Below are 19,457 nucleotides of genomic sequence, written 5' to 3' on the forward strand. Positions count from 1 at the left end.
CCCCTACACGGGCAACATGATCGCGCAGAACGCGGCAATCATGCCGCCGCCCTGCATGCCGGTTCAAGCCAAGCCCAGATTTCCGCAGTAACCTCCGCGAGCGGCCGCCCTTCGAGAGCCGTGCCCCCAGAGTAGGCCCGCCACTGCGTCATCTTCGCCGGATCGGTCGAGAACTCCTCCGACAGGCCGACAGGGCAGGAGGCTGGAACAATCGTATAGCGTCGAGCGAAGGTTCCTCGGATCGCGGCCGCGAGGTCGCCCGTGTCGATGTCGATGGATTTCGGCAGCGTCCACAGATCATACAGATCCTTCATCCGGCTGTTCGCCAAGCCCAGCGCCACCACGGCCTGAAGCTTCTCGGCGATGACCGTTGCTGGTGAATAGGCGCGGATCGATGTGGCTGGAAAGTCGAGCAGGGAGCCGTACTCGATCTCGAATTGCGGATCGGCCAACGCATCGCCGAAGCCGAGGTCCACGGTGATCGGTATGCGCGTGTTGCCCAAGCGGGCTTCGGTCCGGAGCCGCATCCCGCCATAGATCTGGTCTTCTCGAATGGCGACGGCCGTCAGGCTTTCAATGTCATAGACCAGCCCGTCATCGCCATCTATGGCGAGTATCTGGGAGAAGGCAGTCTTCAGTTCTGCCTCCTCGTCCGAGCCGAACGCCAGGAAGTCGATGTCCCGGGTGAAGCGGCCAGTGTCGGCCGTCCACAAGGTGACAAGCATGCCACCCTTCAGGACAAAGCGGTCGCGATATTCGGAGACCGACAGCCGGTACACCAGTCGTTCGAGGCCGAAGGCCACCAGCACCACGTCGAACAGCTGACCTTCAGCACGGGCAAGGTTCAGCAGACGCTGACGCACGGAGGCCGCGACATCTTTCGGCTGCATAGCCATTGGATGTCAGTGCCTCCAGATAGGGGCGCATCTGGTTCCACGCGCCGTTCTCGCGAGCTGCTGCGGCAAGCTGGCCTGCCGTTGCCTTCCTGGCGCTTAGCGCGGCCTTCATCGCTTCAATGGCAACCGATCGGTCTACAAGCTTCGGGTTCCGAAATGCGTCGGCAATTGTCTTGGCTATGGAGTAGACCCGAACCTCCGCCTCTCCGATCCGATGGACCTCGGTGCCATTGGTCAGGTAGGGCTCACGGAAACGCACGATGCGGATGCGAGGGTATTCGATCTTCGGTGCCCAGTCCTTGGCGCCGATGGCGATCCACACCCGGCGTGGAAGTTGGTCGGTAAGCTGATGAAAGGATAGAGCCGAGGTCAGGCAGATGACGGCCTTGGGTGCAAGCTTGGCGATCTCGATCAGCCCTGCATGAAGGTCTGGCTCGCTGCCTGGCAGCTGATATAGGCCCCGCCCAATCCGTACCACCACGCCATCTGCCACCGCCCTCGCGATGGTGGTTCCGCTCACGCCGATGGACGCCAGATCCCTTGAACGGGCTGGCGCATGAACTTCCATGTAGTCGATCATGCGGGCGCGCTGGCCCTGATCCGTCGCAAGCATGGTTACAAAACCTCGGACACAAGTGCATCCTGTCCTAGGTTTTGTAACATGTCGCTCTGCTTCAAGCAACCTGCGCAGGTCGCCAGTCTCCGCCAGCATGGCCTCCTGGCCCGTGAAGGATTGCCAGCGCTCGACGGCGACATCGACATAGGCCGGGTTCAGTTCCACGCCGAAGCAGACCCGGCCAGTGGTCTCGGCCGCGATCAGCGTCGTGCCGGAGCCCATGAAGGGTTCATAGACCGCCTGACCCGGGCTGGAATTGTTCAGGATCGGCCGCCGCATGCATTCGACCGGTTTCTGCGTGCCGTGGACCGTGTCGGCATCCTGATCGCGGTTGGCGATCTGCCACAGCGTGGTCTGCTTGCGGTCCCCGGCCCAATGGCCCTTGCCCTTGGCGCGGACGGCATACCAGCAAGGTTCATGCTGCCAGTGGTAATCGCCGCGGCTGAGGACCAGCCGATCCTTCGCCCAGATGATCTGCGACCGGATGGCGAAGCCTGCAGCGGTCAGGCTGTCCGCCACGGTCCCCGCATGCAGCGCGCCGTGCCAGACATAGGCGACGTCGCCAGGGAACAGCGCCCATGCCTCGCGCCAGTCGGCACGGTCGTCGTTCAGCACCTTGCCGGTGCGTTTCGTCTTCGCGGCCCCGGCCTGGTTGCGCCAGGAGGGGTCATACTCCACGCCATAGGGCGGGTCGGTCACCATCAGCAGGGGGCGCACATCGCCCAGCAGCCGCCCCACCACATCGGCCGAGGTGCTGTCGCCACAGATCAGCCGGTGCGCGCCCAGCTGCCAGAGGTCGCCCGGCACCGACACCGGCGTGACCGGAAGCTCCGGAACATCGTCCTCGCCCTCGACCGGACCTTCCCCGCCCAGCGCCTCGGGATCCCGCAAAAGCGCGTCGAGGTCATCGTCGCTGATGCCGAGCAGCGTCAGGTCGAAATCTTCGGCCAAGAGCCCAGCGATCTCGTCGCGAAGCATGGCCTCGTCCCATTCGCCCAGTTCCGTCAGCTTGTTGTCGGCGATCCGGTAGGCCCGGCGTTCCGCCGCGTCGAGATGGCTGAGCCGGATTACCGGCACCTCGGTCAGCCCGAGCATGGTCGCAGCCAGCACCCGGCCATGGCCCGCGATCAGCTCGCCGTCGTCGGCCACCATGCAGGGCACGGTCCAGCCGAACTTGGCCATGCTGGCGGCGATCTTGGCCACCTGATCATCGCCATGCATCTTGGCATTGCGGGCATAGGGGCGCAGCTGGGCAATCGGCCAAGATTCAACCTGGCTCGGCGCGAAGACGAGGTCCATGGGATGCGGCTCTGGATGTGGGGGAGGGGAAACGAAAAGCGCCCGCGAGGGGGTTCCTCCGGGCGCAATTCTTCGATGATCAAGGGTTAGGTCAATGGGGGCAGGTCTGTCAACAGGAAAAATGAAGCGGATTCAAGTGCTTCTGTCGATTCCCGGTTTTGGCCTGCCGCGTGGACTCCGGCCCCTGTTATTGTGCCGTGTAGCCGCCATCGACGAGGTGGTAGGAGCCCGTGATGAAGCTGGCCCGTTCCGAAAGCAGGAAGACGATCAGCGCGGCCACCTCTTCTGACCGGCCGAGACGGTTCAGGGCGTGTTTGCCCTCGAGGAACTTGAGCGTAGCCTCATCCAGTGCATTGGCGACCAGCGGTGTGTGGATGAAGCCGGGACCGACGGAATTGACCCGCACCCCGCCCGCGGCATGTTCGAGGGCCGCGTTCTTTGTCGCGCCGACGACCGCGTGCTTGGCACTGACATAAGCAGTGGAATTGGAAAAGCCGACCGAGCCGAGGATGGAGGCCACGTTCACCACCGCGCCGCCGCCTGCCTTCTCAATCTCAGGGATGGCAAAGCGCATGCCGTAGAAAACGCCAGACAGGTTGATGTCGATGACCTTCTGCCAGCCCTCGAGGTCATAGCTGCCGGTCGGGGCTGCAGGCCCACCAATTCCGGCGTTGTTGACGATGCCGTAAAGCGCGCCGGTCTTTGCCACGGCGAAATCGACCATGGCTTTCACCTGATCGGCCTTGGCCACATCGACGGCGAAGGGATAGGCCTTCCCGCCCTTGTCAGTGATGCCCTTCACCACCTGTTCGGCATGCTCGAGGTTGAGGTCCGCGACGACGACGGTTGCGCCACTGCTGGCCAATTCCTCTGCCGTGGCTGCCCCGATGCCTGAGCCGCCACCGGTGACGATCACCGTCTTGCCATCAAAACGCAGATCCATGCTTTCCTCCTTCGCCTGCCATTAGTTCGTAAGCCACAGGATAGCCAGCCCATCGGGAGGATGTCACGCGGTGCGGGTGGCACGATGGAAATTTCGGGCTGGATTCCGTGCCAAGTGGATTCCCAAAACTGGCCAGGGTGGATTCCGGTCGGGAATCCACCTCGCCAAGATCGTGATTTGGCAAGCGCATGACTTGTAATGATTTTTTGTCTGACGGCCCTCAGGGTGGCTTCCAAGTGGATTCCCCGGCTAAGAATCCAGTCGCTAGCGAACTGCCGCGCTGCGCCCCCCCGCATACGTTTGGGGCCGGGGAGGAACCAAAGGAGGGGGGAGGCAATCCCTCCTCGTTGGTCAGTTGCCCTTGAGGAAGTCGTCGACGAACTCCGATACGGGAGTGACGCCCGTCACCAGCAGGTGATCCCTCGCCCTTGTGCAGGCGACATAGAGCAGGTGCCGTTCCGTGTTGTAGACTTCCTCGAGGTCCGCGTCGTCAGCCACTGACTCGATCCGCTCTGATTGCGGGATCACCTCGTCGTCGCAGGCCATGACCACCACTGACCGGAACTCCAGCCCCTTGGCGAAGTGCATTGTACTGATGGCGACTGCCCCGTCCTCCACTTCGACTTTTTCACTCAATTCGACCGCACGAACGCCCGCAGCTTTCACGGCAGAACGCGCACGTTTCAGTTCTGCATCCGACCGGACGAAGACACCAACCTCCCGCGGCGCGCAGCCCTCTTTCAGCCGACCAGTGATCCAGCGTGCAACCGAGCGGCATTCATGATCATCATCGTTGCAGGCCAAGACCATGGGCGGAGGCCCATCGAACATGGACACCGTGCCGCGCCGCCCTTCCGTGTTTCCGTCGACATCCGAAACGGTTGACGGCAGGAGCCGATCGGCATGTGTGCGGATCTGGTGTGATGTGCGGTAATTGATGCGCAGCGTGAAAGAGCGGCCGCGGACATCAAGGCCAAGCGCCTTCCAGGAAAAGGGCTGTTGAAAGATGCGCTGGCCAAGATCTCCGGCGAAGAAGAGACCGTCGCTTCGCCCTGCTGCCATGGCGGCGAAGAACCGCGCCTCGGTCACACCGAGGTCCTGCGCTTCGTCAATCACGGCGAAGTCGTAGGGGCGTGTGCTGCCTTGGCCGAAACTGTCTGCCAGACGGCCGAAGACGTCAGACCATGTCACAACGCCGCGCTCTCTGAGCCCAGCACGGACGCGTTCAAAGATGGTCCAAAGGGTCTCGCGCTGCTTGCCGCCGATCCGGGTCTTCCTGCCCAGCCGCGAGACGTCACGGTAATCTTCCCAGGACCGAAGCTGCCAAGCGTCCACAACGTCGGCCCACTCTCCCATCAGGAACTGCTTGGAGAACCGGTGCCCTTCGACCTCGGCCGCTGCCTTTGTGATCAGCGAGTCCACCAGTGCAGCAGGGGCGATCTGTGGTTGTCCGAACCGCTCGGAATAGAGGTCATACCCAACTGCCGACACCGCCTTCACGATAATCCGCGCCGAAACGAGGGGCTCGTTGCCCACGAGGCTGGCCAACTTGCTGCGCAGGGCATTCGCCAGCGGCTTGGAGAATGTCGTCAGCAAGACCTTGGCAGAAGGATTGGCACGGGCAAGATGGACCGCACGATGCAGCGCCACGATGGTTTTTCCTGTCCCGGCTGAACCCGAAACCCGGGTCGGACCGGAGAAGGATCGCTCGACAAGGTCAGCCTGGGCCGGATGCAGAAAGACCGCCCACTTGTCCCACGGATAGTCGAGCGCCTGCTTCAGTTCCTCGGCGTTGGTCAGAATGCGGAAGCGGCGCTGGGCGTCCGGGTGGGCAAAGGGGTCGGCTTCGGCGGGCACAGGCTCTGGCGGTTGCGGTTTCTCGCCCACAGCCAGTTTCAGCAGAGCCTCCTGCGCCTCTTGCGGCAAGTGCTCGATGATGTCGAACAATGTGTCCTCGGTGGCCGCCCGGACGTCATTCACCCATTCCTCGGGCACGCCAAAGGCCATCAGTTCGAATTTGCGCAGATTGTCGAAAAGGCGGGCCGCGAGCTTTGTGACAGGCGCCGGTGTAGCGGCCACCTCTTTGGGCTTGAAGATTTCCACCTCTTCAACCCGCTCGCGCACCTCGACAAGCTGCATGGCGCCCGTGGTCGGGTGGCGTTCAATCTTGCGGCGTTCGGCCCATTTGTAGGCGTCGTCGTGGTGATCGACATAGACCAGCAGGATGCTAGAGGCCGTGCGGTGGACGATGATCCGGATGTCAGCATTCACCCGCACCGACCAGAAGTTCGCATCCTTTGCGCGATCCAGTTTATGGAAGGACAGTCCGTTCGAGGTCGGGTCCAGTTGCAGGTCGAAAGCGGTGGTCTTGGCCGCCTTCTGCTCTTGCGCAGTCAGGCGGCCAAGGCTGTCGGTGAAGGTGTCGGCGATCCGAAATTCCATGTGCTCGCCAACCCCTATACCCAGTTGCCTGAATGCGGATGCCTAGTGCCGAGCATGTACACGCCCGAGTGCACGTCGATCAGACTCCAGTCCGCAAGCTGAGCGCAGAGCTCAGCAAACAGCCCATTGTTTTCGTAGATTGCGCCAGGTTCGAATGATGCATCGTCCAGTTCGCTGCCAGCCGGAGATTTGCTGAGTATACTGGTACTGTGAAGCAGCTTGAGCCCGGCAAAAATTGGCCCCCCAGGTGGCAACATAGGTGGTGGTGATTTTTGCGAGGTCGCTAGGGCAGGCTGACCGAACAAGGCAGTCATGAACATTGAGGTCGCATTCCACGCGCCGATGTACGGCGGTCGTTCCTTGGGATTCAGTATCGGGCTGAGCCACCGCTCTTGCGCCCTGCCGAGTTTATCCAGCGTATCTGGCAGGGTTTTGGGAAGAGTGACCTTTCCGAACAGCATGTGTGCGCCCGTCAGCGACTGTTCGATCGGTGTCGGGCCCCGCTCGAGGTGGAAGCTCTTGGCGGTGTTCAGGTCAGCTATGTTCCAGTCGGAGAGCACGTTGCAGACAGCTTCCGTGAACTCGAGGTCCAGTTGAGCCAGGTGGCCCCAGGACAGGCCAACGGCGAAGCAGACATGCCAGGGGTTGGCAGAGGGAAAGGCCGCCAGATGAGAGGTCATCTCGGACGTGGCCATCTTGTTGAGAGACTGGCCTGACTCCTTCAGCAGTGCCAATACCTTGCCGCGGGCCGGGCCACCTTTCACCCCACCACCCTTTTCGCAGAGCTCGTTGAACGCGCGCTGTGTATCGTTGACCGGCTTGCTAATCGGCGCCTTCATTGTCTCACTCCACCGCAAACACCTTCATCACCTCGTCGCCAAGGTGGTTGATCACCTTCACCGCGATCCGCCCCGACTTCGGCTTCGCGAACGGGCGCGAGGTGTCACAATACAGGCTCTCCCAAGCCTCCTCGTCGATCTCGGCCTTCAGTGTGGTCTTCAGCGCCTTGTAGGGGTCGTTGGCGCCGAGGAAATAAGCATGGCGGACGAAGAAGGACTCCTCGTTGTAGTCGGTGTCCAGCATCCACAGGGCGATCCCGTCCGTCCCCTCGCTCTGCACCTCACCGGTCTGGGGCTTGAACACGTCCACGCCGAAGACCTGGACCTGCACCATGCCATCCCCGGCATCCGTGATCCGGATATCCGGCTCGCCGAAGATCACGAACAGGTTGCCCGCGCCGGTGGATTTCAGGTCGCCGCCCATGTGCAGGTCGGGGTTCATCCGGGCCTTCAGCACGCGGATACGGCCTAGCTTGTCGAACTCGCTGCTATGGGCGTCGTAGTTGAAGGCGCAGCAGATCAGCACGTCGAAACCGGCGTCGCCTGCCTCGCGCGCGGCGGCGACCAGGTCGGGGCGGCTGACGGTGCCGAACTCCGGGCCGATGAACACGCCCGCGCGGCGCTGGGTGTCGCCTTCCATGAAGGTGCCCTCGGCTGCGATCCAGTTGCCGGGCCACCCCTTCAGGCTGGTAAAGGTGATCCGATCCTCCTTGTGCGCCTGCTGCACGCCTGCGGCTTTCAGGTTTTCCAGGATCATGTGGGCGAAGTCGGTGAAGTCGCGCGGGGCCTCGGCCGCCTTGCGCTTACCCTCGGCGGCCTCGTGCGTGTCGATCAGCTCGTCATCCCAATCCACGGCAAGGGTCCGGTGAGGCGACAGGCTTTCCACCGTGAAGGGGCCTGCGACGCGGACTTTAGATTTGTCGTCGTAGGGTTTGTCGTAAAGGTATTCGAACTCGGCCTTGGCGGCGATGCTGGCGTCGATTTCGCGCTGGCGGGCGATGCGCGCCTCCCAGAACCGTTTTAGGGCGATTTGCGCGGGGGCGGGCCAGCCTGATGGGGCCTCTCGGGGGATTTCCCATTCCATCAGGCCGTTCGCCGGGGCCACTTCGCCGGAGGGGAGTTTGACCTCACCCCTCGCGGTGAAGTCGATCTTCGCGCCCGCGCGACCGCCGATTTCCACTTTGAAGGGGGTTGAATGGCCTGCAAGGGCCGCATTCAGGGCGGCGATGGCATCCTCGACCGCAGGCTGCATCCTATCCCATATCACGTCGATCTCGGCGTTAGATGCGATGTTGCTCAGCATTATGTGAGGCACGCGCTGGTAAACAAATCCTTGGCGGATACTGCGGAAGGTCGGTGCGGTCTTAGGTGGTGTGCGGGTGATCTCGCCTTCCTTCTCCTGACCTTCGGGGCTATCGGCAAGGAGGTAATAGGGGTAGCGCGCACCCATAAGTCGCGTCCTAGCGAGCGCCACGGCGACGCGGGACGTGTCGATTGTAATCCAGCGCCGCCCCCATTGTTCGGCGACATAAGCCGTTGTGCCGGATCCACACGTAGGATCGAGCACCAGATCGCCGGGGTCGGTGGTCATATGGATGCAGCGCTGAACGACAGTTGCAGAGGTCTGAACAACATAAATCTTGGAAGCCATAAAGCTGGCCGAGACGTCATCCCAACGGTTCGTTATTGCCAGAGCGGGGAAGTCATCAAGAAAGCGAACGTATCCTAACCTGGCCTGAGTGGCTTCCAGACGTCCGGCAATCTTTAGGCGCTGCATGCCAGTTTCATTGGTTTTCCATCGGACGCTCATTGATGGCCGAAGGGTTCTGCCGTCGATGTAAACGGGAAACCAAGATGCAGCACCTTCGCCTTTCTCTCTACCCGCACTTTGCGAGGTCAAATTATCGAGCGAATATACTCGCCATTCGTCACCCGCGGCGTCGGCGAGAATATCGCCGACGGGCTGAAGGGTCTGAGCGGGCGCGCCGGGGCGATCGGCATGGTATTCGCGGTAAGCTTCGACATGGGACGAGAACCCCAAGCTTCCACGCGGCGTAAGCCTGTTCAAGCCCATCAGCCTGTTTGTCCTGATTCAATGCCTGGGCCCCAGTCTCTGGTCGGTTGTCATCATTACGCTGATGCGCAATTCTTTTTCGGAAATCGACGAGAGGGGCAGTAAGCGTTGCAACTGACCCCTCCTGACCGACCTATTCTTTATCTGGCCATAGGCCTATCTTGGCGCTACGCGCCAAGATGAAACGCCACCATGCAGCCTCTTCGTCCCAGAGCAGTAGTTCGAATGCGGCACTGCGAACGGCAGCTTTGGAAAAGGGAGAAGCGCTGCTTCGCTGACCTCTAAACGAAGATCTACGCGATGTACCGTCGCGCGTACGACAGTGAGTTTACGTCGAGAGGGTATGAGTTCAGATAGTCGGCGGCCGCCAAATCACTCAACGTGGCCAAGTGGAGACCGTTTTCGTGCAATGAGAATGGTCCCTGCCAATCAATAGCTCTGATCTTTGGCCAAATTTGCTTCCTGATCTCTTCGCGATCCGCCAGCTCTCGCTTCCCTTCATCCTCAAGTATCGCGATGAAGGTAATCGGAACTGCAGCCATACCTGACCAACTCGCGTGCGGGTGTGCGCGGATCTCGCGAATAGAACGAACGGCTTTACCGAGATCAGATTCGCCTTTCGGGTACTAGGAAAGGATCGCATTGCGCAAAGATGCCACCGATGCCACGAAGGCGTCTGGAAAAGCAAATCGACCAAAGAAGGTTTCAAGTGCTCTAGAAAATTCGAGCTGTTGGCTTTCGTCGTGGCACCCGCGTTGCCGCTCCCAAGACACCAGAAGGTCTTTGGTCACACTCATCGTGCGAGAGAAATCGACAACTACTCCGTCTGGCGTTGCGGACAGAAAGCCGAAACGAGGTGCTTGGCCTCGTTCGATCTGCCCTATACGTTTTGCGTCCACAACGACCATCGGGCAAACAGAGACATACCGGATGCGCTCTGGATCCCGCACCACGTCGCAAGTCTGAGATATGACAGCAAATCCGACTATCTCGGAGTCTAATACAGCGCCTCCGTCGTCTTCGCCTTCATCTGTCAGTTTGGAGATGTCGCGAAACAGGAAGTCGCCACAACCAAGAGCGAAATCGCCTTGCTGCCATTCAGCAAGGCGAACCAGAAAACCTTCGTCGCTCTCCGATGATTTCTCGGTCAACCGGCACTTCCTTTATGCCTTGTTTCGACGTGCTTTCGCACGCCGCAACTTCGGTTGACTGAGCGCCAAGATTTCTGTTTCGTCCATTCCGCTCAACGCTTCGATAGCATCTCCCCAATGCCTTGGCGCGTTGAACCTCTCGGCGTCCTGGGTCAATGCAGACCCGAAGGTAGGACGGCCCACACCTTTGCCTGCAAGTGCGCGGACCCTTTCATACTCTCCGCCACACAGCAAATCCAAAAAGGTTTGCCCCGGTCGCGCGTTACCCAGAAGCAGATTGCGGTTCTCTTCGGCCGATCCTCTGTCGATGAAGCTGAGAGCGGTCACGACTTGCCCCAAGCGCTCATGATTTTCAGCGGACACAGTCTTTCCAGACGCCCAGTGATATGGAGCGCGCGCGGACACGTCGAACACCTCCGCAATCTGAGCCCATGTCAGCCCAGAGATCTGCCGAAGTTCGTGGACCAATTCGGCAGGTGTTGTGTTCGCGGTCGGCTCGTTGTTCTCCACGGAGAAAGACACTGGAATGTTCAGTGCAGTACTGCCTTCAAGGTATTCTTGGCGCATGGCGAATGCTTGAATGTCTCGCTCGAACACCTTGAAACTTTGCCCATGTGAGAACGGTGCTGCCACGTCGGGTGCGGCTTCAGCCATCACATCAAATCGAGTTACCCCACTCACAGCCGGAGCAAAAAGGATCGCGGCGGATGCCGCGCCTGCGGAAAGTTGTTTAATCAACATGTCACTTGGCTCCAAAACGTTCCAAGAATTTTTCGGTCACACTCCACCGGAAGAAAGCATAGGCGCGCGCAGCAACCTTGTCGAGTTCGGTACACAGCATTTGGGTATCAAAGTTCCGCCCCTCACAATTTGTGCTGTAGGAGTCCACATCGAGCACCCAGCTCTTCACACCAACGGGAGGTGCCATTTCTAAGTCGTGGCTGAAATTGGGAGGCGCAAGACCGTATCGGGCGATAATTTTTCCTTCTTTCGTCGTGCCCGTGATCTCGGTCATCGAAATATCGATGTGTTGGACCAATCCCGATTGCAGGACATTAAGAAGCTCAGGATGAACCAAATCCGATAAAGCTTCAACGTCGGCGGAATCCTGTATGCGGTCAACGTACCTAAAACCAACGCGCTGAACCAGCTTGGGGCGAATGGTATCGACGAGCTTTCCAAGAATAAACTCGAACCGCGAAAGAAAATCATCTCGGGACACATAGCTTGCCGTTTCTAAAGTGATCGCATCGGGTCCTAAAGACACGCGCAGCACTCTGTCCGCATCGAAAAAGCGCCAGATAACAGTGGTGACTTGCCGCGGCTTAACTTCGTTGCCATTGATAACTATGTCCACGCCTTGGATCATGTCGCTCTGAAAATGCGGGTACTCATCACGGATCGCCTCTTGGAAATCCGCTATGTAGCTTTCTTCCGCGACCTTGATGATCTTAGGGAATTTCACTTGCCCAAGCACGCGCACCAAGGGTGCGTCGCTCAGGAGTACGCGATCAGGAACCTCCCCGAAGAGGGGGTCGTCGCAACGATCTGCCATGTTGTTCGCCCTCTTTTCTTGGCGGAGTATAGCATATGAAGTAGAATGTGAAGTAGCGATTTTTAACCTACGAGGTTAAGAATCCCGTAATGCACCGCGCGTTGCGCGCGTGTAGAAATGTCCACACTGACCGGATAGGTGTAAGCTGGGCTCGCCAAAAGGGGACCCAATCCGCGGCGCGGCGCTCGCGCAGCTTTAAACTGGCCATTCGTCGCCCGCGCAGCAAATGACCGCCCTTTCTGCCTACGGCCCTGCGAAACGGACGTTGGTTGCTCCGTCTCGCGATGCGCAGCACGGATAGCCCGCCCGGCTCTAGCCGGGCAGGTTCATGAGGCTTCGTCACTGTCGCCTCGCGACTACTCGATACCGAAGCGACCCTTCGGACAGTTCCACGGTAGCAGCGTGTCATACTGCGACCGGGCCAAGCCGTTGGCCATCTGCTCGAACACCCAGTTCAGATATGCCCGCGCCGATCTCTACGAAGAGGTCTATCACGTTCATGCGGTGATCATGCCGCGCGTGATGGCCAAGGACGGTCGCCGTCTCCTGCAACCCTCGAAGCATGCCATGATCCGCGATTATGAGGCCGCGCAGGACAGTGTCGGGGATTGGTTCGCCGAGTTGGGGCTGGTGCGTGGCAAATGCGAGGCGGAAGACATCCGCAAGGCCGCCAGGTTCAACACATCCGGCGCGCCGATGCGGCGTCGGGCGCGCCGGATGTGTTGTGGCCAGCCGAGGTCGAGGTGCCGAAACGGCGCCGGCATATCAGCCCACGACAATGGCGCGCAGAACAGGAATCCAAGATCGCCAGGCGCGAGCAGGCGACCTATCGAACTGCCAGCGATCTCGCCGCGCAGGCGGTAGGGTTGACCGGTCGAGAACGCAACGATCATCGCCTCCTTATCCTCGGTCAACACGATGGATCCTGGCTCCGATGGTCCGGTCTTCATATCCTCGACCGTCGCGCGCTTGCGCCACTTCGCAACGGTCTTGGGGTTGATCCCCGCTTCCCGGCTCAGCTGCGCGAGAGAAGCTTGCGATCGCTGTTTCGCTGCTCTGACGGCGTGCGTGGTCGTGGCGCTGCCTTGACGAACTTGTTCCATAGGGCATCCTTCCATTCCAAAGAAAGGATCACACCATCAAACCGTGGGATCAAACACCTAGCTAGTCCGCCGCTCCATGCCGCTGGGATCGGCGGTTCCGTTGTTGCTGATGCTGAAGGACAGGTAATTAAGTGTCGGAGAACAATGCAAGCAGAGGCCGATTCAAGGCGCAATCAGGCCACCAGCGTCGCGATTTCGGCGGCGGATGCCTGCAGCTTTTCGACCAGCAGATCGACTTCCGGCTTTTCGGCGCCGATGCGGCTTGACGGCCCGACAAGGCCAAGCGCACCCGCGACCAGATTTCCAATCAGGACCGGAACGCAGACGGAAAACACATCCTTGTCCAGCTCGCTGTCATTGATGGCGAAGCCGGATTTTCGGATCTCGGCGTAAAGCTGGGACAGGCGTTTCGGATCGACGATCGTATGCGGCTGATAGGCCTGCAGATGGGCGTCGGGTCGGGGCGCGGGGTCCTCGGAAAAGGCCTGGATCACCTTGCCCGCCGCCGTTGCATGGACCGGAAATTCAAAGCCCGGATGGATAAAGGCATTCGCGCCCTTGTTCGGCACCACGAATTCCAGCAGCTGATTGCCGTTTTCCGAGGCCGAGACGTAAAAGCTGGTCTCGCCCGCCTCATAGGCCAGCGCCTCAAGCACCGGAACCAGCACCACCCGTAGCGATTTTTCGCGCGAGATGAACATGCTCAGCCGCCGGGCGCGCGAGCCGACCGAATAGGTCTTGGTGCCGGGATCGAATTTCAGCATCCCGCTTTCGGCGAGGTTCGCGGCCAGCCGAAAGGTCGAGGACTGCGGCAGCCGCGCCGCGTTGACGATTTCGACCAGCGACATTTCCCGGCCCGAACTGGCGACAATATCCAGAATCCTGAAGGCCCGATCCAAAGGGTTCGATTTACTCATAACTGACCTGTTTCAATGTGCGATCATGATATGCCTGTTTACGCTATAATCGTTCAGTGCACTGACAGAAAGATCGCTGCCATAGCCGGATTGCTTCAGGCCCCCATGCGGCATCTCGGTCGCCAGAATCTGATGCGTGTTCACCCAGGAACAGCCGAACCGCAATTGCCCGGTCACGCGCATGGCGCGGCCGATATTCTCGGTCCAGACCGAGGAGGCCAGCCCGTATTTCGTCGCATTGGCCATGGCGATGGCGGCGTCCTCGTCCTTGAACGGGGTGACGGTGACGGCGGGGCCGAAAATCTCGGCATCCGATCCGGCGGGTTCCAGAAGGATGGTCGGGCCGACCCAATAGCCGCCCGCATCCGGCGGCGTAAATCCAGCGGGCCGCAGCGCGCGGTCGCCGGCGGCGTCGATCCGGCGCAGAACGCTTTCCTGCTGGGCCTTGGTGATCAGCGGCCCGAGGGTCGGGCCCGGCGAGGCTGAATCGGCGCTCAGGCCGGCAAGCGCGGTCTGAAACGCGTCGACGAAACGGTCATGGATCCCCTGCGCGACGAGCAGGCGGCTGGCAGCGGTGCAATCCTGACCGGCATTATAAAAGCCGCCGAACAGCAGCCCCTGCACGGTCTTGTCGAGATCGGCGTCCTCGAACACGATGGCCGGGGCCAGGCCGCCGAGTTCAAGATGCGTGCGCTTGATGGTCGGGATCGCAGCTTCCAGCGCGAATTGCCCGGTGCGGATGCTGCCCGTGACCGAAATCATGTCGATCTGGTCATGGTTGATCAGTTGCGAACCGATCACCCCGCCGGCGCCCGGAATGATGTTCAGCACGCCGGGCGGCAGGATGTCCACGACCAGCCCGGCGAATTTCAGGATCGAGAGAGAGGTCTCCTCGGACGGTTTCAGCACGAGCGTGTTCCCGGCCGCAAGGCAGGGCGCCATTTTCCACGTCGCCATCAGCAGCGGATAGTTCCACGGCGAAATGCCCGCGACGACACCGATGGCATCGCGGCGCAGATAGCTGGTGAAGCCTTTCAGATATTCGCCCGCCGCCTGCGCCTGGGTGGTGCGGATCGCACCCGCGTAAAAGCGGAACACATCGGCGACCATCGGGATTTCTTCGCCCAGCACCTGCGCATAGGGCTTGCCGGTATCCAGATGCTCCAGCCGCGCAAGCTCGGCCGCGTTCGCCTCGACCATGTCGGCGATGGCCAGCAGATGCGCGGCGCGGTCGGCGGGGATGCGCGACGACCAGTCGGGGAAAGCGGCGCGGGCGGCGCGGACGGCCTGATCGACCTGTTCGGGGCTCGCGTCGCGGATGGTGGCGATCCGTGCGCCCGTGGCCGGGGCATAGGCGGGGCGTTCGGCCCCTTCTGCGTCGCAAAGCTGACCGTTCAGCAGGATGCGGGTTTCGAATCTGTCAGTCATGGCTGGGGAAGACCTTCCCTGGATTGAAGATATTGCCGGGGTCGAGCGCGTGCTTGATCGCCCGCATCGCGGACAGCGCCGGTCCATGCGCGGCGGCCATCAGGTGGCGCTTGCCAAGCCCGATGCCATGCTCGCCCGAGATCGTGCCCCCCATGTCCAGCGCGGCCTTGGCGAGCCAGTCCTTGAACGCACGGGCGCGCGCGCTTTCCTTGGGGTCGGTCGGGTCGACCAGCAGCGCATAGTGAAAATTGCCATCGCCCAGATGGCCCGAAAGCGGTGCGAGCAGGTTGGCCTTTGCCAGTTCGCCTTCGGCCATGTCGATGATCCGGGCGAGACGGCTGACCGGCACGCAGATATCGGTCACGATCACCTCCGCGCCGGGCCGCAGCGCCTTTTCGGCTTCGGATGCGGCATGGCGGATGCGCCAGATCTTCGACAGATCCTCGGGCCGGGTCACGGCTTCGATGTCGTGGCCGTTGAAGTCCTGCATGACCTGCGTGGCGATACTGACCAGCGAATTGGCGCTGGCGTCCTCGCCGTGAAACTCCAGGCATAGCAGGTGGCGGTCCGGTGGTGCCTCGTGCTGCAGCAGGGCGACGCCGCGCATCAGAGTCGCGTTCATCAACTCGGCCCGCGCGACGGGCATGCCATAGGAGCGCAGGTTGGTCACAACCTCGACGGCGTCGGGCAGCCTGTCGAAATGCGCCTTCAGCGCGATCCGGGTTTCAGGCTGCGGGCGCAGCTTCAGGCGGATTTTCGTCACCAGTCCCAGCGTGCCTTCAGAGGCCACGAAAAGATGGGTCAGATCGTATCCCGAGGATGATTTGGGCGCGCGCCCGCCGGTCTGGATGATGGATCCGTCGGCCAGAACGACCTCCAGCCCCATCACATTGTCCGACATCGACCCGTAAAGCGGTGTCGTCGTGCCCGAGGCACCGGTCGCGACCATGCCGCCGATCGAGGCGTCGGCACCCGGATCGACCGGGAAGAACAGCCCTGTTGCCCGCAATTCGCGGTCCAGTTGCAGACGCGTGACGCCGGCCTCGACCAGACAATCCATATCCTCGGCATTGATTTCCAGAATACGGTTGAGGGCCGAGGTATCGATGGACAGCCCCCCTTGCACCGCCAGAACCCCGCCTTCCTGCCCGGAGCCGGTGCCGAAGGGCACCACCGGAACACCCAGTTCGGCACAAAGGCTGATGGCGCGGGCCGCATCCTCGGCGCTTTCGGGCAGGAACACCGCATCCGGCAGCGCCGGTTTACAGGCGCTTTCATCGCGGCCATGGATCTCGCGGATGCTCTGGCCCTGATGAACCGCCCCGCTGACGCGGGACTTCAGCCGGTCGATGAAATGCGCAAGCTCATCCGGCCGCATCGCCCCACCCGGCGCTCTGATGAACGTGGATCAGGGTCGGGCCGTTCTGGCCAAGCGCGCCTTGCACGGCCTCTGTCACCTCTTGCGGGGTCGAAGCGCGCGTATACTGGCAGCGATAGGCGCGGGCGAGGCTTTCGAAATCGGGGTTCTCCGGGTAGACATCGATCTGCGGGATCTGCCGCGCCTTCATGAAATCGGCGATTTCGCCCAGGGCGTCATTGTCCCACAGGATGATCGGCAGCGGCAGGCGCTGTTCGACAGCGGTGGCCAGTTCCGGCAGGGTGAACTGAAAGCCGCCATCGCCGACGATCACCGCTGTCGCCCGACCGGGACAGGCGATCTGTCCGCCAATCGCGGCGGGCAGGGCATAGCCGAGCGTCCCGAACCCCATCGGAAAATGCCAGCAGGCCGGGTTGTCGACGGGGAATGTCACGCAGCCGGTATAGCCGATCTGGGTCATGTCGGCATAGATCAGCGCGTCCGGTGGCAGGCCCGCGCGCACGGCCTTCAGCACCGTGTCATGGGCTTTTTCCAGTGGCGAAAGCGTTGCCCGATTGGCCTCCTTGATCGCGGCCACGGTTTCGGCCGGGTTTTCGGCATCGGGTTGCTGATCGCCCATTGCGTCCAGAATCGCCTCGGCCGCCAGCCGCGCATCGGCCAGCAAGGCGATTTCGGGATCATAGTCGCGGATCAGCACGTCGGGGTCGATGTCGATGCGCACGAATCTGCCGTTCATCGTCAGCTTGGGTTCCAGCAGCGCGGGATCGATCTCGCCCCCCGCCTCGACATCGGCGGTGACATACAGGTCAGGCTCGCTGATCTCGGTGCCGAAGGCGATGACCAGATCGGCATCGGCGATGTATTTGCAGCTCGGTAACCGCTGCAGGGTCGAGCCGAGCGATTGGGCATGGCTTTCGGGCAGAATGCCCTTGCCCGCGACCGTGCTGACAAAGACCGCGCCGCTCCGTTCGACCAGCCTGCGCAGCGCATCAGAGGCGTTCACGGCGCCGCCGCCGGCAAGGATCACGGGTCGCTTGGCGGCGATCAGCAAGGCGGCGATCTGCGCCGCGATCCGGGGATCGGCGCCCGGCGTCATCGGCAGGCTTGAAACGGGACCGGTGGTGTCGAGCGGCTCCCCCAGCACGTCGATCGGGACCGAGAGATGCACCGGCCTCGGCCGCGCGGCGGAAAACCGGGCGAAGGCGCGGGCAAGGTGCTGCGGCACCTGCGAGGCGCGATAGGCCATGGCGCTCAGCCCGGTGATCGGGCTGCTCAGGCCCCGCTGGTCGGTGATTTCGTGCAGCATCCCGCGGCCCATGCCTTCGTCGCGGGACGCAATCGCCGCCGTCAGCAGCAGCACCGGCACGCTGTCGGAATAGGCCTGCCCGATGGCGGTCGAAGCATTGGTGACGCCGGGGCCGGAAATGATCATGGCGACGCCGGGACGGCGCGATGCGCGGGCATAGCCGTCGGCCATGAAACCCGCGCCCTGTTCATGGCGCACCCCGACATGGCGGATGCCCGCTTCTTCCAGCGTGCGATAGAATTCCAGCGAATGCACCCCCGGCATGCCGAAGACGGTGTCGATCCCGTAGCTGTTCAGAAGATGGGGGATCTGCTCGCCGCATGTCCGGTCAGCCATTGCGCAACTCCTCTGCGAATCTGATGATCCGTCTGGCGGCTTCTTCCATGACGGGAATGTCGGACAGAAAGCCGACACGAACGGTATCTTTCATCGACGCGCCGAAGCCGAAGCCCGGCACCACCGCAACATTCTCGGCATCCAGCAACCGCTCGGCGAAAGCCTTGCCGTCCAGCCCGGTTTCCGACACGTCGATCAGCAGGAACATGCCCCCCTGCGGCACCGAAAAGCTGAGGGTGTTGGTCTTGCTCAGCGCGGCGACAAAGGCATCGCGGCGGGCCTTGAAGATCTCCGAAATGCGCTGCGGGGTGTCGGAGTCGTTCAGGGCGGTGGCGGCGGCTTCCTGCACGAACTGGTTGATGCCGAAATACTGGGCCTGGGCCAGATCGGTCAGCGCCGCGATCACCGGCGCGGGCGCGATCACCCAGCCGATCCGCCAGCCGGTCATGGCATGGGATTTCGACAGGCTGTTGACGACGATCACGCTGTCGCGGGTCTCGACCTGACGATAGGGCGAGCTGTGCGCGCCATCGTAACACAGTGACCAGTAAACCTCGTCCGAGACCAGCCAGATGCCCCGCTTCTGGCACAGCCGCGCCAGCGCATTCAGATCATCCTGCGCAAAGACGGTGCCCGAGGGATTGCCGGGCGAGTTCACCAGGATCGCCACCGTCCTGTCGGTGATCGCGGCCTCGATCCTGACAAGGTCAAGTTGATAGCCCGTGTCCTTGTCCAGCACGACCGGAACCATCTTCGCCCCGCCGATCTGGGCCACGGCAGGATAGGTGGCATAGGAGGGTTCCAGCACGATCACCTCGTCCCCCGGCCCGGCGATGGTCAGAAAGACCGAGAACAGCGCCCCCTGCGCCCCGCTGAGGACCGCGACCCGGCCGGAATCAATCTCGCCGCCATAAAGCGCGCTGCCATGGGCGGCGATGGCGTCCCGCAGCGCCGGCTCGCCGGCCAGCGGGGCATAATGCGTCCGCCCCGCTTCCAGCGCGCTGACCAATGCCGCCTGAATATGCGCCGGCGTGTCCAGATCCGGGTCGCCGACGCCCAGATGGATGATCTGCTGGCCGTTCCGCATCCGGTCATAGGCGTCGTCGCCGACCGCCCATGCCTTTGCCGAGGGGCCGGAAATCCGGTCGGTCAGGGGGGAAAGAGGCCGCATCCC

General features: G+C 61.8%; 15 protein-coding genes and 1 pseudogene. All 16 read right to left on the reverse strand.

The window, feature by feature from the left end:
* Window positions 1–38: 38 nt before the first annotated feature.
* The 16 genes and pseudogenes from H1S04_RS11975 to H1S04_RS12050 all read right to left on the reverse strand — a co-directional run bounded on the left by H1S04_RS11975 (window position 39) and on the right by H1S04_RS12050 (window position 19,454).
* A complete protein-coding gene (locus H1S04_RS11975; protein WP_220185213.1) occupies window positions 39–890 on the reverse strand; it encodes a nucleotidyl transferase AbiEii/AbiGii toxin family protein in 852 nt (283 codons plus the stop codon).
* Window positions 829–1,509: a type IV toxin-antitoxin system AbiEi family antitoxin domain-containing protein gene (locus H1S04_RS18725; RefSeq protein WP_370521530.1), complete on the reverse strand. Its 681-nt coding sequence runs from the start codon at window positions 1,507–1,509 to the stop codon at window positions 829–831. Before H1S04_RS18725 ends, H1S04_RS11975 begins: the two co-directional genes overlap by 62 nt.
* Before the next feature lie 51 nt (window positions 1,510–1,560).
* A pseudogene (locus tag H1S04_RS18730) lies at window positions 1,561–2,811 on the reverse strand (site-specific DNA-methyltransferase); the annotation flags it as partial.
* A 187-nt stretch (window positions 2,812–2,998) separates the two neighbouring features.
* Entirely contained in the window at window positions 2,999–3,754 is a 756-nt protein-coding gene (locus H1S04_RS11985; protein ID WP_181745806.1) for an SDR family NAD(P)-dependent oxidoreductase, read from the reverse strand.
* A gap of 351 nt (window positions 3,755–4,105) precedes the next feature.
* Window positions 4,106–6,196 carry a 3'-5' exonuclease gene (locus H1S04_RS11990; RefSeq protein ID WP_181745807.1) on the reverse strand — a complete coding sequence of 697 codons (2,091 nt, stop codon included), beginning with the start codon at window positions 6,194–6,196 and terminating at the stop codon, window positions 4,106–4,108.
* 14 nt (window positions 6,197–6,210) lie between these two features.
* On the reverse strand, window positions 6,211–7,035 hold the full coding sequence (locus H1S04_RS11995) for a hypothetical protein (protein ID WP_181745808.1): 825 nt from the start codon (window positions 7,033–7,035) through the stop codon (window positions 6,211–6,213).
* A 4-nt stretch (window positions 7,036–7,039) separates the two neighbouring features.
* Window positions 7,040–9,109, reverse strand: coding sequence for a DNA methyltransferase (locus tag H1S04_RS18520; RefSeq protein WP_298948786.1), 2,070 nt, complete (start codon window positions 9,107–9,109; stop codon window positions 7,040–7,042).
* A gap of 626 nt (window positions 9,110–9,735) precedes the next feature.
* A complete protein-coding gene (locus tag H1S04_RS12010; protein WP_181745809.1) occupies window positions 9,736–10,260 on the reverse strand; it encodes a hypothetical protein in 525 nt (174 codons plus the stop codon).
* Between the two features lie 12 nt (window positions 10,261–10,272).
* Window positions 10,273–11,001: a hypothetical protein gene (locus H1S04_RS12015; protein WP_181745810.1), complete on the reverse strand. Its 729-nt coding sequence runs from the start codon at window positions 10,999–11,001 to the stop codon at window positions 10,273–10,275.
* Window position 11,002: 1 nt separating this feature from the next.
* Window positions 11,003–11,815: a TIGR04255 family protein gene (locus tag H1S04_RS12020; RefSeq protein WP_181745811.1), complete on the reverse strand. Its 813-nt coding sequence runs from the start codon at window positions 11,813–11,815 to the stop codon at window positions 11,003–11,005.
* A gap of 578 nt (window positions 11,816–12,393) precedes the next feature.
* Window positions 12,394–12,918 carry a hypothetical protein gene (locus H1S04_RS18735; RefSeq protein ID WP_255435599.1) on the reverse strand — a complete coding sequence of 175 codons (525 nt, stop codon included), beginning with the start codon at window positions 12,916–12,918 and terminating at the stop codon, window positions 12,394–12,396.
* A gap of 173 nt (window positions 12,919–13,091) precedes the next feature.
* Window positions 13,092–13,835, reverse strand: a complete 744-nt coding sequence (locus H1S04_RS12030; RefSeq protein ID WP_181745812.1) for an IclR family transcriptional regulator — start codon at window positions 13,833–13,835, stop codon at window positions 13,092–13,094.
* 12 nt (window positions 13,836–13,847) lie between these two features.
* Window positions 13,848–15,263, reverse strand: a complete 1,416-nt coding sequence (locus H1S04_RS12035; protein WP_181745813.1) for an aldehyde dehydrogenase family protein — start codon at window positions 15,261–15,263, stop codon at window positions 13,848–13,850.
* Entirely contained in the window at window positions 15,256–16,641 is a 1,386-nt protein-coding gene (locus H1S04_RS12040; protein WP_181745814.1) for an FAD-binding oxidoreductase, read from the reverse strand. Before H1S04_RS12040 ends, H1S04_RS12035 begins: the two co-directional genes overlap by 8 nt.
* A complete protein-coding gene (locus tag H1S04_RS12045) occupies window positions 16,628–18,283 on the reverse strand; it encodes a 5-guanidino-2-oxopentanoate decarboxylase (RefSeq protein ID WP_181745815.1) in 1,656 nt (551 codons plus the stop codon). Before H1S04_RS12045 ends, H1S04_RS12040 begins: the two co-directional genes overlap by 14 nt.
* The gene (locus H1S04_RS12050; protein ID WP_181745816.1) at window positions 18,276–19,454 is read right to left on the reverse strand and encodes a pyridoxal phosphate-dependent aminotransferase; all 1,179 of its coding nucleotides are present in this window, start codon (window positions 19,452–19,454) and stop codon (window positions 18,276–18,278) included. The genes H1S04_RS12045 and H1S04_RS12050 overlap by 8 nt, the downstream gene beginning before the upstream one ends.
* Between the last annotated feature and the right edge of the window lie 3 nt (window positions 19,455–19,457).

It is taken from the genome of Paracoccus sp. S1E-3, assembly GCF_013868135.1.
In the GTDB taxonomy this organism is placed as follows: domain Bacteria; phylum Pseudomonadota; class Alphaproteobacteria; order Rhodobacterales; family Rhodobacteraceae; genus Paracoccus.

Coding starts and splice junctions, on each gene's coding strand:
- H1S04_RS11975 (WP_220185213.1), bottom strand. CDS start 890: ATGCAGCCGAAAGATGTCGCGGCCTCCGTGCGTCAGCGTCTGCTGAAC.
- H1S04_RS18725 (WP_370521530.1), bottom strand. CDS start 1,509: ATGCTTGCGACGGATCAGGGCCAGCGCGCCCGCATGATCGACTACATG.
- H1S04_RS11985 (WP_181745806.1), bottom strand. CDS start 3,754: ATGGATCTGCGTTTTGATGGCAAGACGGTGATCGTCACCGGTGGCGGC.
- H1S04_RS11990 (WP_181745807.1), bottom strand. CDS start 6,196: ATGGAATTTCGGATCGCCGACACCTTCACCGACAGCCTTGGCCGCCTG.
- H1S04_RS11995 (WP_181745808.1), bottom strand. CDS start 7,035: ATGAAGGCGCCGATTAGCAAGCCGGTCAACGATACACAGCGCGCGTTC.
- H1S04_RS18520 (WP_298948786.1), bottom strand. CDS start 9,109: ATGGGCTTGAACAGGCTTACGCCGCGTGGAAGCTTGGGGTTCTCGTCC.
- H1S04_RS12015 (WP_181745810.1), bottom strand. CDS start 11,001: ATGTTGATTAAACAACTTTCCGCAGGCGCGGCATCCGCCGCGATCCTT.
- H1S04_RS12020 (WP_181745811.1), bottom strand. CDS start 11,815: ATGGCAGATCGTTGCGACGACCCCCTCTTCGGGGAGGTTCCTGATCGC.
- H1S04_RS18735 (WP_255435599.1), bottom strand. CDS start 12,918: ATGGAACAAGTTCGTCAAGGCAGCGCCACGACCACGCACGCCGTCAGA.
- H1S04_RS12030 (WP_181745812.1), bottom strand. CDS start 13,835: ATGAGTAAATCGAACCCTTTGGATCGGGCCTTCAGGATTCTGGATATT.
- H1S04_RS12035 (WP_181745813.1), bottom strand. CDS start 15,263: ATGACTGACAGATTCGAAACCCGCATCCTGCTGAACGGTCAGCTTTGC.
- H1S04_RS12040 (WP_181745814.1), bottom strand. CDS start 16,641: ATGCGGCCGGATGAGCTTGCGCATTTCATCGACCGGCTGAAGTCCCGC.
- H1S04_RS12045 (WP_181745815.1), bottom strand. CDS start 18,283: ATGGCTGACCGGACATGCGGCGAGCAGATCCCCCATCTTCTGAACAGC.
- H1S04_RS12050 (WP_181745816.1), bottom strand. CDS start 19,454: ATGCGGCCTCTTTCCCCCCTGACCGACCGGATTTCCGGCCCCTCGGCA.